The following is a 16,206-nucleotide window of genomic DNA, read 5'->3' as shown; positions in this document are numbered from 1 at the left end:
GCTAGAAGCTAGAAGCTAGAAGCTAGAAGCTAGAAATGGAACGATCAAGAGTTCGCATTAATGGCGAAGAGATAACGTGATGAAGTGGACTCTGTTGGTCGAATAACTTCCAGAAGGCTGAAATAGTCCTGAATCAGCATTAATTTCACCATGGCCTAAATCTTGGTGTTGGTAGCTCAGCCCAAGATGCAAGTCATTGGATATCTTCTTCTCAGCGCCGAAGCCGATACGCCACTGTTTATCGAGCGGGAGTAAAACATCCCTGTTTTGACTGCTTACAGGGCTAGTATCACCGCTCAGTCCACTGTACAGCAACCAATCCTCATATGCGTATTCCACACCAACCCCGAGAGAGTAGGTGGTTGAGTATTTGTCATCATAATCTTGCCATGTCTCTATGTTGGAGCTGAGCAGAAGATTTAAGTCGTCATTTAATGAATGCTTCAACCCTAAATTTAAGCTTCGAACCCACGTCAGTTCAGAGCTAATTCCAAAAGCGCTGGCGGTATCAAGGGAAAGGTCGTGATCAAATTGGCCCTGATAACTGACACCCAATTGTGTGTTGTCACTTATGTGGTGATTGAGACTCAGGCCGAACCCTAGATCAATGCTATCCCCTTGGAGCTCTCGACCGTTCAAAGCTTGAGTTTCAAGCGCTGCGTGCTGCAGTATCAAAGAACCACCAAGAGACAGTTGTTCATTGACTTGATATGACAGTGATGACGTTAAGTTGAGTGCTGAAATGCTATTTTCTTTGACCAATAAAGCCGGGTTTGCTCCAACGCCATGTGAATATTCAACACCAGTGCCCCCGGCAGCGTGCAATGCTGCGCCCACGACCCATTGGTCATTAACCCTTGAGGCGTAAGACAAATGAGGGAGAACATCTGCGCTGCTTCCTGTGGTCGAAGCCGAATTATCGTCACGGACAAAAGTGGTTTCTACATTGAGGTATTGAACGCCGAGAATCCAAGCGTTTTCTTCAATGGCCGATAACCCCGCAGCGTTGGTGATCACTGCGGATGCATCGTTCGCTGTTACGTTTCCTGTGCCTGCTGTGCCAACGCTTTTAGTTGTCGCAATCTGAGATAGGTTTAATCCTCCCGCATGTGCGAGAGAGCTAACTATCCCTGTGACCAACAGAGACAGTGTGATGAAAGGTGTTTTCAAGAATAGAACCTCATTTTCAGTGTATGAGTTATGTTGCTAGCAGTTTGAGTCATGTATTTAGGGATAGAACGAATTGCCACGAGCGAACATTAAGAACGCCGTGGCAATTGACTTGATCTACTTAATTAACCTAATTGAGGCTAAAGTTTTTCAACTTGTGGAAGTGGATACTCATTGTCGAGAACGGCTTGAGTTGGCTCATACAGGCGCATGTGAAGATAGAAGTCATCTTGAGGTGCTGGTAGCCAGTTACACGTTGGATCGGACGGCTTTACGTATTGAATGCATATTGGCAAGGTGCCGTCTTCTGCGTATTTCAGCTCATCTTTACGATTGGTTGAAATGGAGTAGCGTTGAATGAAGTTCTCAACCATGAACAGGTTTTTAGCGTCGTACATGGTCAACGACCAAAAGGCGTCAGCGGGTGCATCGGCAGGCATGGTCATTCGATATTGATTGTCTCCCGACAGCTGCTCGCCATTCGAGTCCGTGTATCGATTTGGGTAGAGTGCTCGCTCTGGCACATTCAAACCAGCCGCACGCATATTGATGCTCGCTCGGCTCAGGTAATCATTTCCGTAGCGGCCACCCTCGTACATCATCGACCAGCCATTATTGACATCACCGATGCTTCGACCAGCGTATTGAATGATCTGTTGTGAAGACTCAATCGCGCGCATTAGCCCTTTTTTCTGTGCTGAAGTTAGCGCTTCTGGGTTAAAGGGAGTCGATCCTCCAATACCAATTTGTTGGAATTGATCAACGATGGCAGCATCTTCTGGAATCGGGTTTTTACGTAGTTCACGGTCAATTAGCGAATACCACTCTAACCCTTCAGGCCTCGCCATGGGAGGGATGCGACCTGTCGAAGCTTTGAGTTCTAAGATGTCGTGTTCTGCGCCGAGTTGATCGAGTGGGTAGCTGAGGAACTTATCGTGAGTAACCAGTGCGTCATTGAGGTCTTGCTCGCCAAACACGCCTGTTCGTTGAATTAACCAAACCATAGGAGTGCGAGACTCTACGACACGATCAATTCCTTCAGGCACTTCACCAGCCCATCCTTTGTTGACCAACAGCACTTTTGAACCTTGGTCTCCGACATTCTTCACGTGCAAATCTTCAATCGAATCAGAATACGCATCTAATAACTGAACAATGTAGTAACGGTTATCGGTGCGAGGAATATCTATCACCATCGGGCCCGACAAATCGAGATCGTAGTGAGCTTGTGAGTAGAGCGTATCGTTGTTGACAGTAGGCACAATTCTATCCTGAGGCCCAGATAGAACGCGTGTCTTACCCATCTCATTTAATGGTGCCATGGCGTTGTCCATCGGCGCGTCAACCGATGTGGTCGTTTGCCTAACCGCCGCCACGGTTAATGGCCCCGTACCGTAGATAAACGCTTGAACACCTAAGTTGTAAGCAAGCTCTTCTTCAGGATTAATAGATTGTTGGGCAAGGGATGGCATCGCCATAATGCTGGATAAAGAACACACTAAACTGGCTAGTACACTTTTCTTATAGAGTAGTTTTCTCATGGAACACCTTAGGTCGTAGGAACAGAGTTAGGCATTTATCATATGAGTAAGTGAGATTAAGGAGTGTAATAGCCGATATTAAGGATGTTAATACGCTATTTTTGTCATTTAACTCATTGCTTTATTTGATATTTTTTCTAAGTGGTAAGGCGCTTGGATAGCGTGTGTTAATAGGTCGGCTGAGGCGCTATTGTTTGATTGATTTGCGGTTGATATGTTGACAAAAAAGTACGGGAATCAATATGAACACATCAACTCATCCTTTTAGCTTATTCATTAAAGCCGAAGGGGCTCAGTGCAATCTGGATTGTAGCTACTGCTATTACCTCAATAGACAAGATGGCGACAAAAGGTCTTCGATGTCTCTGGACATGATGGAGCAAATTGTCGGAGCTCATATCGACGCGCAGCCAATGAAAGTTCAGCAAGTGGACTTTATCTGGCATGGTGGCGAGCCCATGTTAAGAGGGCTCGATTTCTATGAAACGGCAATGAAAGCACAGGCAAGCAAAGCGACGAAAAAGCGTGTCGTAAATACCATGCAGACCAATGGAACCATGATTAACGATCGCTGGGCGAGCTTCTTTGCTAAACACAATTTCATGATGGGCATCAGTATCGATGGCCCCAACATTCTGAATGACATCGCCCGGATCGACAAAAATGGTCAGTCGTCTTTTGAACGCACAATGCGTGGGATGTCTTATCTAAAAAAGCACAACGTTGAGTTTAATACGTTAACGGTCGTGAATAATAAAACCTACAAACACGGTAAAACGATCTATCAATTTTTGCTTGAAAATGGCAGCGGTTATATGCAATTTCAGCCTTGTATCGATCATGAATTGGATAGGCGAACAGGGCACGACTGGTCGCTAACCGGTGAGCAATGGGGACAGTTCCTTTGTGATTTGTTTGATGCGTGGGTCGCCAATGATGTCGGTAAAGTGTATATCCAGTTTTTTGAAAACTGTCTAATGGTGTTGATGGGTTACCAAAGTCAAATGTGTCATCATAGCGCGACTTGTGGACAGCAATTAATGGTTGAGCATGACGGCAATGTTTACAGTTGTGACCATTATGGGTACCAAGATCATCAACTGGGTACTGTGAATAGTGATAAGCTTGCAACCATGGCGAGCTCACCAGAACAAATAGCGTTTGGCACCAATAAATATCATGAACTGAACAGCACTTGTCGAGGTTGTGACTTTGTTGAGCTTTGCCAAGGTGGCTGCCCTAAGAATAGAATAGCAACAACCGAAGATGGCAGCGCGATGAATCATTTGTGCCAAGGGTATGAGATGTTTTTTCGTCACGCATTACCCAAATTATTGCCAATGGTAGAAGCGATGAAAAAAGGGTATTCGCCAGCGTACTTCCCACTTTTCTAAATAACTTGGAGTCGGGCATGACCAGAGATCTAAACTTACTGCGGCTTATTTTGGTGCTCAATGAAACTCGCCAAACGGTAAGCGCAGCAAAAGCCTTAAACGTAAGTCAGCCGACGATCAGTGTCATGCTTCGTAAGCTCAGAGAACAATTTGATGATGAATTGTTTGTTAGAGATAAAGCGAGGCTTGAACCTACCCCAAAATGCTTGAAGCTCATCGAAACCTTGCCCCTGCTATTAGAACAACTAGACAACCTTTATATCCCCAATGAAGAGTGGGACTTGGAAGATTTAAGAGGGGAGGTTCAAATCATGTTACCTTCCCCATTGTTGATCCCAGTGGGTGTGCCGTTAATCAAAAAGCTGACCAAAGAAGCGCCGCAAGTGACGTTTCAATGTTCGCCTTGGTTAGATAATGGCGTCCAGTCCCTAGAGACCAACCGCATGTGTTGGGGAGTGAGTTATCTTCCTATGGACGTCAATAAAACCCTGACCGAGCGCCCGGTTGGCTTTGATAAGTTCATGTTGGTGATAAGAGCTGATCACCCAATTCAAGGCAATTCTCTTGAGGACATTCTGAAATACCCACTCTGTATCAATATGATCCCTGGTTACATTCAGCCGTCCAAGGCGGAAATGTTGATCAAAAAATATGACTTAGATAAACACATCGCGCTCAGAAGCAACAATATGAACTTGATGCTGGAGATCGTTAAGGACAGTGACTTTATCTATATTACATCGTCGAAATGCCGCTATTTGCTTGATCACTCTTATCGTTGTATCGATTTACCGTCGGAAATGTTGAAAGACACCTATCGTCGAGAGTTGGCACTGTTTACTCATCAAGCAAACCGCAATAACCCGTTCACGGATTGGCTTCAAAAAGAAATTGCGTCGATTATTCAATCCTAGCATCACGCTACTATTCCCTTTAAATAACTTCCCTTTCTAACTACCACTATTAAAAATCGTAATAGTGGCTATCAAGCCATTTTTGGCCTCTTTCTTATACCATTTATTTAAACAACGGTTCGCTGAGACATACATCATTGTCGGTGTGGCTCTAGCGATTTACTCATAGTGAATGAGGGTTATAAATGTATAAGTCTTTTGTTAAATCCGCTCTGGCGCTCTCGGTATTGGCGAGCGTCAACGTACATGCAGCGAGCCAACCCAATGTGGTTGCTATCATGCTCGATGATGTGAGCCCAACGGATCTGTCTGCCTACCACCGTGGTTTAGGCGCGGTGGATACGCCGAACATTGATCGAATTGCCGAGCGCGGCATGATGGTCAGTGATTACTACGCACAAGGCAGCTCTACCGCGGGGCGCTCTGCCTTTATCACAGGTCAATATCCTTTCCGAACAGGCTTAACGTCTGTCGGCCAGCCGGGCTCTTCGCTTGGCCTTCAAAAAGAAGATCCAACCCTAGCCGAAATGCTGAAAGACAAAGGCTATGCGACCGTGCATGTCGGTAAAAGTCACTTAGGCGATAACAATAGCCACCTCCCAACGGTGCACGGCTTTGATGAATTCTTCGGTTTCCTTTACCACCTCAACGTTATGGAGATGCCTGCACAGCCGGAATTCCCCACAGACCCTGACTTCAGAGGTCGCCCTCGCAATGTTATTCATACCGTTGCGACGGAAACTGCAGATATGACCGATGATCCTAGATTTGGTGTGGTTGGAAAACAAACGATTGAAGACAAAGGCCCGCTAGGTGCTAAGCGCATGCAGACAGTGGATGGCGAATTTTTGGAGTTTGCTACTAATTGGCTTGATAAACATGAAGCGGAGAAAGACGAGCAGCCATACTTCATGTGGTATAACCCGACTCGTATGCATCAAAAAACCCATGTACGTCCTGAGTACAGAGGCGCGAGCCAAACCAACACGTATTACGATGGCTTGATCGAACTTGATGACCAGATCGGTGTATTACTCGATAAGTTAGAAGATCTTGGTGAAATTGATAACACGATAATCTTGTTTACCTCAGACAACGGCGTAAACCTAGATCATTGGCCTGATGCTGGTTCTGCCTCTTTCCGTGGTCAAAAAGGGACGACGTGGGATGGCGGTTTCCGTGTGCCAATGTTGGTCAGCTGGCCAGATAAAATCCCTCAAGGCGAATATACCGATGGCTTCATGACATCTGAAGACTGGGTTCCAACAATCATGGCCGCCGTGGGTGAAGAAAACATTAAGGAAGAGCTGTTAGAAGGTAAAGAGCTGAACGGTGAAGAGTATCAAGTTCATCTTGATGGTTATAACCAGTTAGACATGCTGACGAACGGATCAGCAAGTGAGCGTCATGAGTTCTTCTTCTACAACGAACAAAGTCTTAACGCATTCCGCGTGGATGAGTGGAAAGTACATCTAAAAACCAAAACGGAATGGATTGCTCCAGTAGAGGATTGGCCACTAGGTATGCTGATCAACATTAAGGCAGACCCATATGAGCGTAGCCCTGATACTCGAGGCTGGTTCCTTTGGATGAAAGAAAAAACATGGGTACTGCCAGAGCTTCAAAAAGCCGCCGCAGATTATCAAAAATCACTGAAAGCATTCCCACCTAGGCAAAAAGCTGGTGGTATTGGTATGGCAGATAAATCAGTGGTTGCTGACTAACGCCAAATACGACTAATGCAAGGTGTGCTGTAACAAGCACACCTGACTACTGGACTATAATATGAAGAAACCATTACGTCTGCTCACGGGCACTTTTTCCACTTTTACACTCTCTATCTTCGCTCTTATCTCCTTTGCATTTTCCGTTTCCGCTCAAGAAGAACCTGCCAGTGACATGGCTGACCCCATGGCCGTTTATACGGGAGGTGAGTTAATTGCGGGCAATAAAGGGCTTGGCGCTACCTTCCAATTTGGCGTGAATCGTGGCGATTGGGGGGTGTTGGGTAAGCTGGAAGGCAAAAACAACTTTGAAAACTATCGAGCACGATTCTTCACACCAAACAAGAAAACGGGCACTGGCTTGTTTGTTGATGCTGGACACGACTTCTCCAACGACGGCGTGACCTCAAACTATGCGTCGGCGGGCATCATGCAGTCGTTCAAGCTGAGCGACAAGGTTAACCTGTACAGCGCCCTAACGTACGGACAAATGTGGGAGGAGAGTAATCAGTTTGAGGACACGCAAATCATCAGTAGTATTAACTACTTAAAGTACGATTTTGCTGACCAATTTTATCTTCTACTCGCTCCTCAATACACCTACGGGTTAGATGGTGAGAACACACGAGATTTCTCTACTGAAATGCAGCTGGGCTACAAGGTCGATAGTGACAACATCATCATTTTTAGTGGTGATACTGACAACAACACTTGGATCACCTTCCGTACTCGCTTTTAGTTAGGACATTAAATGATGAAACAAAACATACTTGCGACAACACTGGCTTGTGCTTTCATGGTTGCACTTCCGTCTCCGGTACTCGCGAGCCAATCCGTGGACGCGACGAGCGCATCTATTGGGATCAAGACGGAAACTCTACCCATTGAGATGGCGAGTTTAGCGTCGCTCAAAAAGGATAATCAGCTATTGGTACAACTTGCCTATGAGTACGCGTACTCGATAGATGAAGCATACAAATACTTTTACAAAACCGTCGTTGAGCAAGACTACCCTTTGAATCGATTCCAAAATATTCGAATACTTGCTGACGACACTTACACTGCGCATCCGACGATTAACAATGACACGTTACACTTGATGGGTTGGATGGACCTAGCAGCAGAACCGGTCATCATTACGATTCCAGACCATGATGACAATCGATACTGGTTGTTTCATACCATGAATATGCAGCACTTTACTGACTCGGCTTTTGGCTCTCCACAGCGAGGCACAAAAGGCGGCAGCTTCATGTATGCAGTTGAAGGGTGGAAAGGTGAAGTGCCTGCGAGTGTCGATCAAGTCATCTATGTCGAGCATCCGCTGGTCAAGATGATGGGGCGAATCATGGACCTTGGTGGTGACGATTCTGCAACTGCTCAAAAGTTAATGGATCAATGGAATATTAGGACGTTGTCGGAATATTTAGGTCAGAAAGGGCCAGATCCTGTTGAACGCGAGTATCCAGACCCTGGAGATTCTAATTGGGTCGAACGAACCAATTTCATCCTGTCTGAAGGAACAATGAAGACGCATGACCAAAAGCTGCTTGAACTGTTCGAGTACATTGGCTTAGGAGGTGTTGAATTAGACAAAGCCAATCATCCATTTACGGCAGAGCAGCTTAGTATGATCGAGTCTGGTCAAAAAGACGGACTGGAACGAATCATTAATGCGGGCTTTGATGATTCACGTGACGTGTTAGGCACTCGCGATGAAATGACTAAGGTTCCAAGCTTTCAGCACGCCTACGGCACCTTAATGGGCCAATGGGGGCTGCCTGCGAAGCACACTATGTATAGCGGTGACTTCTTTGATAGTGAAGGTGCTGCGCTCGATGGCGGAAAATACGATTACACGGTGACCTTCGATGCGCCACCGCTAGAAGAGGGTGGTTTTTGGTCATACACGGCTTACAGTGGTGAAACCCGATTGATGGAGAAAAACGAGTTAAACCGTCATTCCCGTGGAGACAGAACGCTAACGCCTAATGCTGATGGCAGCTACACCATTTACATGAGTAGCGATGTAAAAGGGCATGAAGATGATCCTAACTTCTTACCTATCCCCGATCAGCAATGGTATTCAGTGTTACGCATGTACACGCCCGGTGAAGAGGTGAGAACAGATAAATGGAAATCGACACCATTTACCAAGGTCAAAAAATCCACGGTAAAGTGATGATTTAAGTCACCTGTTTAAGGTTTTGTTTATAATCGATTAATGCCAGCTGCTATGCCGCTGGCATTTTATTATTGAGCGAAACTTGCTTCGAAATAGGCACTAAATGCTCAGAAATGTCGGATAAAATAGGGCATACTGGGCGTAATATATAAACCAAGAAAGTAACCACGCGCATGAATCCCATCTGCCTCAACGACCCTTTTTCTCTTCCAAATGGTCAAGTGATTAAAAATCGCCTGTTCAAATCGGCAATGAGTGAACAGCTAGGTGATAAACATCATAACCCTAAGCAAGGTTTAGTCACGCTTTACCAGCGTTGGGCTCAAGGAGGAATTGGTCTATCCATGACGGGCAACGTGATGGTCGATAGAGGTGCGCTTGGTGAACCTAAAAACGTTGTGTTGGATGAGCACAGTGACTTAACCGTATTTCGTGAGTGGGCGAGTGCCGGAACACAGAATGGTTCGCAGATATGGATGCAACTGAATCATCCAGGTAAGCAAATTCCTAAATTCTTATGTGATAGCCCGGTAGCTCCTTCGGCTATCTCTTTAGAGCGTGGATTAGAAAAAGGCTTCAATACGCCACGAGCTCTTACTGAGACGGAAATAATCGCAATCATTGATAAGTTCGCGTTGAGTGCAAAGCTTGCAAAACAAGCGGGTTTTACTGGCGTGCAGATTCACGGTGCTCATGGTTATCTTGTAAGTCAGTTTTTGTCTTCGAGACACAATCAACGCCAAGACAAATGGGGTGGCTCACTCGAAAACAGACTTCGTTTCGTGCTTGAGGTTTATTGCGCGATTCGAAAAGAGGTTGGTGACGACTTCCCTGTCGGGATTAAGCTCAACAGTGCTGACTTTATGAAAGGTGGCTTCACTGAAGAAGAGTCGATGCAGGTTGTACAAACACTGAGTGATAACGGTATCGACCTGATTGAGATTTCCGGCGGCACCTATGAAAGCCCATCAATGATGGGGTCAAAAAGCAAAACAGAACCAATCAAGGCCAGCACGGTAAAGCGTGAAGCGTATTTTATGGATTACATGGTGAAGGCGAGAAAACTCGTCAGCACTCCGCTGGTGGTCACAGGTGGTTTTCGAACCGCGCAAGCTATGAATGAAGCACTAAACACCTCGGCAACCGATTTTATTGGTATTGCACGCACAATGGCGGTTGATCCTGATTTCCCTAACAAGTTAATCGAAAACCCTAGCCACGGCATGCCATTAACGGTGCCAACCACAGGAAAACCCGCATTAGACAAAGTGGCGATGGTCGGGCTGGTTTGGTATGAACATCAGATGTGGCGTATTGCCTCTGGCAAGAACGCCGACCCTAAACTAAGCGCATTAGGTGTGGTGTTAAAAACAATTTTCAGCGCCGGCTGGCACGCGTTCAAAAAGCGTAGAGTATAAGCAGTAATGGATTGTTAAAGCAGAACTTTGAGGAATTGAAGTTCTGCTTTTGTTGCTTATCCTCCTTTTAAATTTAAATGCTCAAGAAATACGTCGTATGGCACTCCTAGCCAGTATTCGCTGCGGCACCAATCCAATACCAACATGAGTATTAGTTATAGTGTTCATAAGTGGAAAATCAGAGTAGACCAATTAGGATGAATTGAATTAAACGCTACAATTAATTCAATAACATGGTAGTTGCTATGAAGAACATAACCCTTTTATCTGTCGCGATTTTATCCAGCCTCTCTTTCTCATCTTTTGCTAAAGACTGTGATCCGAATCTACTGCCTTCATGGAAGGATAGTGAGAGTAAATCTGCTATTGTGGATTTTGTTGATCAAGCCACTAAAGCTGAGTCTGATATGTTCGTTGCGGTCCAAGATCGCATCGCTGTATTCGATAACGACGGTACGCTTTGGTCAGAAAAGCCTTACTACTTCCAGCTTGCTTTTGCGCTAGATCGTGTAAAAGAGATGGCACCTGGACACCCAGAATGGAAAACGGAAGCACCGTTTAAGTTCGTGCTTGAAGATGACATTAAGAGTGTTCTAGGAAGCGGCGAAGAAGGTTTATTGAAAATTATCATGGCGACGCACTCTGGTATGACGGTCGAACAATACCAAAAAGATGTTGAGCAATGGTTAGCTGCTGCGAAAGATGAGCGTTTCAATAAAGCCTATACCGCTCTGACTTACCAACCAATGAAAGATATGCTGACTTATCTTCAAGAGCATGATTTCAAGACTTACATCGTATCCGGTGGTGGGGTTGATTTCATGAGAGTTTGGGCTCCAGAGGCCTACAATATCCCGTCAGAGCAGATCATCGGCAGCGCGCTTAAATACAACTACAGCTACAACGATGGCAACCCTACTGTAACCAAAGACTCGTCCATTTTAACCATTGATGACAAAGCCGGAAAAGTCACCAACATTCAGCATATTATCGGTCAGAAGCCTATTTTAGCGGTGGGTAACTCAGACGGTGATCAAGCGATGATGCAATGGGCGACCAGTCAACCAAATTCAATGGCTATGATTGTTCATCATACCGATGCTGAACGCGAGTGGAAGTACGATCGTGAATCCCATGTTGGCAAGCTTGATAAAGCACTCGATGAAGCGAACTCTAGAGATGATTGGACGTTGATCGACATGAAAGCCGATTGGTGTGAGGTGTACTAATACTCCATAGACTCTCAGGTAAAACAGCAAAGGCTCGAATTGTTAATTCGAGCCTTTTTGCTAAATAGCGAAGCCTTCGTCTCAGTTTCAGCAAGAACGTACTATAAATCTTCAACGTATGACGCTTTAATCGGGATAGTCAGAAATTAAAGGAATAGAAAATGAAAACGATCGGTTTGCTTGGTGGCATGAGTTGGGAATCGACAGTGAGCTACTACAAATCCATTAACGAGGGTGTGAAAGCCACACTTGGCGGGCTCAATTCTGCAAAGATTTGTATGTACAGCGTGAACTTCGACGAGATAGAAAAGCTGCAACACCTAGGTCGCTGGGCTGAAACGGCAGACATATTATCGGACGCAGCTTTATCGGTAGAGAAGGGCGGGGCTGATTTCATTCTGATTTGTACCAATACCATGCATAAGGTCGTTCCTGAAATAGAAGAGAAGATCACGATTCCTATCTTACATATCGCCGATACCACCGCGCAAAAGCTGCTTGAGCAAGGCGTGAAGAAAGTCGGACTGATCGGTACAGCTTTCACAATGGAACAAGATTTCTATAAAGGACGTCTGACTAACAAATTCGGTATCGATGTTGTTATACCTGATGACGGTGACAGAGAAAAAGTGCACGACATTATTTATCAGGAGCTGTGTCGAGGCGAAGTAAAAGAAGAGTCACGGGCTGTATACCGTCAAATCATCGAGAAACTAAGCCAACAAGGTGCGGAAGCCGTTATTCTGGGGTGCACTGAAATCGCTTTGTTGATTCAGCAGCAACACACCGATGTTCCTCTGTTTGATACCACTGCCATTCACGCTGAGGCGGCGGTGCGCTGGGCGACGAGTGATTAGCATCTAGCTCTTATTCTTAGTTCCATGCCTGTCCTCTTTCACTTTTGTGCAATTTTTATTCTTGGGAGTGAAAGTTTTTTGTACAAAAGCAGGTCGTTAATTAATAAAGCGACACTTTGTTCATTAACCAAGGCTTTATTGGCAGGTAAGGCTTTAGTTAATGGCTGAGGTATCTGCGCTTTTAAGCACTATGCTTTAGTCATGATCAAAAGAGGGTTTATTATGAAATGGCTTATCTTATCTGTAACGCTATTATTCGTGGCAGGATGCCAGTCTACGGGGTCTGAATCACAGGTTGGTGATGATATGAATCGAGTACATTCGGGTGGTTGTAATAGCTAACCCCAATTTATGTAGCAATATTTGTTAGCTATCGTTTATAACAACGACCTGTCTAAGGCCTCACGATCAAGTGAGGTTTTGTTTTATTCAAAGGCTAAAAACAACTTGGTGATATGGTATATCGTCAGTGGTAGATTTTGTTATTGAGAAAAACCTCAATCCAATACCATAGCTTTTGTGGGGGAAGGTTGTAAATTTGTTAATTTGAGTTGTCTAAATTCTAGGCTGTGTACTGGATCTCATTTGTTATTTGAGTCCCTTGCTAAGGTAAATAATGAATGCTTAATACCAATCACTTTACTCAACTTAAGAGGTTTCTATGCTAGGTGAAAATCACTCTCTTGTTCACGAATTTCCTGAAATGAAAGACAAAATTGCTGAGCTTGCTAAAACTGACGATGGCTTTGCAGCAGATATGAAGACATACGACAACCTTGATAAAGAGATTCGTAAACTAGAGCTGAAAGATTCACCCATTGATGACGGTTCGATGCACCAACTAAAACATGATCGTTCTGAGCTTAAAGATTCACTGCATGCTCGCTTAATTGCCTAGCTAGCGGGTTATTTTGCTGAATAGCTAAATTAAATAGTTAGTTAGCGAATTGCAGATTGAGACAATAAAAACTCCTTCGGGAGTTTTTTTGTTTCTGCATTCCCGTCCCTATCTGAACAAATAAGCTTGGGTTTCATTGGATATAAAAAAAGCTTAGCGCGGGGGACGCTAAGCTTCATGGTTAGTTATGCTCTTGAACCATGTTTGGGCTGGTGGGGTTAGCCTACTTGAGAAAAGCTTACCACTTTACTTTGTAGTTTCTGTTTCAAGTAATCCGTCACCGCTTGTTGCTCTGATTCACTCATGTACAAGCCAAGTTTGGTTCTGCGCCACAAGATGTCTTCGTCAGTCATTGCCATCTCTTCATTGATCAAGTAATCGATTTCAACTTGATAAACGCCATGCGCTTCGCTTGAGAACTGGATGCCAAGGTCAGCTTCGCTATTTGCACCTTCCAATAGCTTCCATGTGTAAGTACCAAATTGAGTCACGTAGCGAAGCAATAGCGCTTCAGATGCCCAAGGGTATTTTGTGTGGATCATCTTCGCAAGCTGCTCTCTGCTGCAACTAAAGTTACCGCCTGGAAGCGTGTCGTTCGCTGTCCATGGTGCACCCATGTTGGTTAGGTGTGGCTCAAGCTTCTTAAGCGCCGCTTCGCCGAGCTTACGATAAGTGGTTAACTTGCCACCGAAGATCGAAAGCAGTGGTGCTTGATCAAGCTCTGCGTCCAATTCGAGCGTGTAGTCACGAGTGATCGCTTGCGGTGAATCAGATTCGTCGTCACAAAGCGGTCTTACGCCACTGTATGTCCAAACTACGTCTTCACGGCCAAGCTGTTTAACAAAGTGCTGGTTAACGATATCAATCAAGTAATCCACTTCAACATCATCAATTGCGACGTTACGAGGGTCGCCTTTGTATTCAAGGTCGGTGGTGCCGATGATCGAGAACTTATCTAGGTAAGGGATCATGAACACAATACGATTGTCTTTGTTTTGCAGAATGTACGCTTGTGGTTCGTCGTGAATGCGTGGCACAACAATGTGTGAGCCTTTGATCAGACGAATATTACGCGGTGAAGCCTGCTCTAATCCATCATCAAAGAACTGCTTAACCCAAGGGCCAGCCGCGTTAACCAGCGCTTTCGCTTTACGTTCAAAACGTTGGTTTGTCATCACATCAAGGATCGTCACATGCCAGATGCCGCCTTCACGGTGCGCTTTTTCAACTCGGCAGTAGTTACGAACTTCTGCGTTGTTCTCTTTTGCTGCCAACACGTTGAGCAATACCATACGCGCATCATCAACCCAGCAATCTGAGTATTCGAAGCCTGTCTTCATTTCTGGTTTCAGTAGGCCTGATTTCGCTAGGTTGACTGTCTTACTTCCCGGAAGAGTGGTGCGCTTACCCAAGTTATCGTAAAGGAATAGGCCACAGCGAATCATCCAAGCTGGGCGTAAAAATGGTCGATGAGGCAAACGGAAGCGCATTGGTTGAGCAACATGAGGTGCTTTTCTTAACAAGACTTCACGTTCAGCGAGTGCTTCCGAAACCAAACGAAATTCGTAATGTTCAAGGTAGCGTAGGCCACCGTGGATAAGCTTTGAGCTGGCTGAAGACGTCGCAGATGCGAAGTCATTTGCTTCGTATAAGCCAACGTTTAGACCACGACCTGATGCATCTGCCGCGATGCCTGCACCGTTGATGCCGCCGCCAATCACGATCAAGTCTAAAGTGGAAGATGTACTATTGTTTGAATTATTTTGTTGAGCACTCATGGTTTTGACCTCTTTCTGAGCGAACGAGCATTTTAGAACATAATTGAATCCTATATGAACTTTCGTTTGCGGTCATTTATTATTTTCGTTTATGCGCGTTTTATGTGATTTGCGCATAAAAAAACCTCTGCTTATGAAAGCAGAGGTTCAAATAAGTCTAATTCGAGCATAGAGTCGACAGTGGTCGTGAGCAAGTTTTACTTTTTAACTTTTCTATAAAGAATCGTGATTCATTTAAGAAAGTGGCCTCATCGAGCACTGGGTGAGTTATTCGCTCACAGGGCGAGTTGTATCGATAACTTCTAATGGAATGTCTGAATCCTTAAGGATGTTCAGAATCTCTTCCGGCGGCTGCTTATTAGTAAACACCATGTGTGCCTGAGAGATATTACCCAGCTTAACCATTGCATTACGGCCAAACTTAGTGTGGTCGACAGCTAAGAAGATACTGCGGCTGTTCTCGATGATGGCTTGTTTCACGCGAACTTCGTGATAATCAAAATCGAGCAGTGAGCCATCAAAGTCGATGCCACTGATGCCTAAGATGCCAAAATCAAGGCGGAACTGTTTAACGAAATCGAGTGTTGCTTCACCCACGATACCGCCGTCGCGGTTTCTCACTTCACCGCCCGCCAAGATAACCTTTATCTCAGGGTTAGGCAGAAGAATGCTGGCAACGTTAATGTTGTTGGTGACAACTCGTAATTGTTTGTGATTTTTATTAAGCGCGCGTGCGACCGATTCTGGCGTGGTTCCGATATCCACGAACAAGGTTGCACCGTCTGGGATATGCTTAACCAGTTCGTCGGCGATCACGTCTTTTTCGTTGAAATTAAGCGCTTTACGCGTGTTATAAGAGGTATTTTCCGAGCTTAAAGGAATGGTTGCACCACCATGATAGCGACGAATTTTGTTGCTATCGGCCAGTTCGTTTAGGTCTCGTCTGATGGTTTGTGGGCTGACATCGAACTTTTCAACGAGCTCTTCGGTACTTACATATCCTTGTGTTTTAACCAGGTCTACAATCTGCTGGTGTCTTGGTATCTGCTTCACTTAACTTACCACTCCCTGCACGCCAAAGGCTCTGGCGCGTCAAAA

13 protein-coding genes are annotated in these 16,206 nt (G+C 45.1%); 9 read left to right on the top strand and 4 right to left on the bottom strand.

Annotated features, from left to right (window positions below; genetic code table 11):
• Nucleotides 1-57 precede the first annotated feature (57 nt).
• Together QQ041_RS10770 and QQ041_RS10765 are read right to left on the bottom strand one after the other, a co-directional pair.
• A complete protein-coding gene (locus tag QQ041_RS10770) occupies nt 58-1,170 on the bottom strand; it encodes an OmpP1/FadL family transporter (RefSeq protein WP_285953891.1) in 1,113 nt (370 codons plus the stop codon).
• A 140-nt stretch (nt 1,171-1,310) separates the two neighbouring features.
• A complete protein-coding gene (locus QQ041_RS10765; RefSeq protein ID WP_285953890.1) occupies nt 1,311-2,711 on the bottom strand; it encodes a DUF1254 domain-containing protein in 1,401 nt (466 codons plus the stop codon).
• Between the two features lie 242 nt (nt 2,712-2,953).
• Here QQ041_RS10765 and QQ041_RS10760 point away from each other — a divergent pair, with 242 nt between their 5' ends.
• The 9 genes from QQ041_RS10760 (at nt 2,954) to QQ041_RS10720 (ending at nt 13,330) form a co-directional block, all read left to right on the top strand.
• Nucleotides 2,954-4,105 (top strand): anaerobic sulfatase maturase, encoded by a 1,152-nt coding sequence (locus tag QQ041_RS10760; RefSeq protein ID WP_285953889.1) that lies wholly within the window; start codon nt 2,954-2,956, stop codon nt 4,103-4,105.
• A 17-nt stretch (nt 4,106-4,122) separates the two neighbouring features.
• Nucleotides 4,123-5,019, top strand: a complete 897-nt coding sequence (locus QQ041_RS10755; RefSeq protein ID WP_146491077.1) for a LysR family transcriptional regulator — start codon at nt 4,123-4,125, stop codon at nt 5,017-5,019.
• A 185-nt stretch (nt 5,020-5,204) separates the two neighbouring features.
• Nucleotides 5,205-6,743 carry a sulfatase-like hydrolase/transferase gene (locus QQ041_RS10750; RefSeq protein WP_285953888.1) on the top strand — a complete coding sequence of 513 codons (1,539 nt, stop codon included), beginning with the start codon at nt 5,205-5,207 and terminating at the stop codon, nt 6,741-6,743.
• A gap of 61 nt (nt 6,744-6,804) precedes the next feature.
• Nucleotides 6,805-7,482 carry a hypothetical protein gene (locus QQ041_RS10745; RefSeq protein WP_285953887.1) on the top strand — a complete coding sequence of 226 codons (678 nt, stop codon included), beginning with the start codon at nt 6,805-6,807 and terminating at the stop codon, nt 7,480-7,482.
• Nucleotides 7,483-7,494: 12 nt separating this feature from the next.
• Nucleotides 7,495-8,925, top strand: a complete 1,431-nt coding sequence (locus QQ041_RS10740; RefSeq protein WP_285953886.1) for a DUF1254 domain-containing protein — start codon at nt 7,495-7,497, stop codon at nt 8,923-8,925.
• A 176-nt stretch (nt 8,926-9,101) separates the two neighbouring features.
• Complete coding sequence (locus tag QQ041_RS10735; RefSeq protein ID WP_146491073.1) at nt 9,102-10,346, top strand: NADH:flavin oxidoreductase/NADH oxidase family protein; 1,245 nt, start codon at nt 9,102-9,104, stop codon at nt 10,344-10,346.
• Nucleotides 10,347-10,591: 245 nt separating this feature from the next.
• Entirely contained in the window at nt 10,592-11,575 is a 984-nt protein-coding gene (locus QQ041_RS10730; protein ID WP_285953885.1) for an HAD family hydrolase, read from the top strand.
• Between the two features lie 161 nt (nt 11,576-11,736).
• On the top strand, nt 11,737-12,432 hold the full coding sequence (locus QQ041_RS10725) for an aspartate/glutamate racemase family protein (RefSeq protein WP_285953884.1): 696 nt from the start codon (nt 11,737-11,739) through the stop codon (nt 12,430-12,432).
• A 661-nt stretch (nt 12,433-13,093) separates the two neighbouring features.
• Nucleotides 13,094-13,330, top strand: coding sequence for a YdcH family protein (locus QQ041_RS10720; RefSeq protein WP_012600119.1), 237 nt, complete (start codon nt 13,094-13,096; stop codon nt 13,328-13,330).
• A gap of 218 nt (nt 13,331-13,548) precedes the next feature.
• Here the strand turns inward: QQ041_RS10720 and glpD are convergent, their stop codons facing one another.
• Both glpD and QQ041_RS10710 read right to left on the bottom strand, forming a co-directional pair.
• The gene (gene glpD / locus QQ041_RS10715; protein WP_146491070.1) at nt 13,549-15,108 is read right to left on the bottom strand and encodes a glycerol-3-phosphate dehydrogenase; all 1,560 of its coding nucleotides are present in this window, start codon (nt 15,106-15,108) and stop codon (nt 13,549-13,551) included.
• A gap of 267 nt (nt 15,109-15,375) precedes the next feature.
• On the bottom strand, nt 15,376-16,161 hold the full coding sequence (locus QQ041_RS10710) for a DeoR/GlpR family transcriptional regulator (RefSeq protein ID WP_146491069.1): 786 nt from the start codon (nt 16,159-16,161) through the stop codon (nt 15,376-15,378).
• Nucleotides 16,162-16,206 lie beyond the last annotated feature (45 nt).

This window comes from Vibrio sp. TMPB1044, from assembly GCF_030442075.1.
Classification (GTDB): Bacteria; Pseudomonadota; Gammaproteobacteria; order Enterobacterales; family Vibrionaceae; genus Vibrio; species Vibrio satsumensis.
This window is presented reverse-complemented; position numbering and strand designations above follow the sequence as displayed.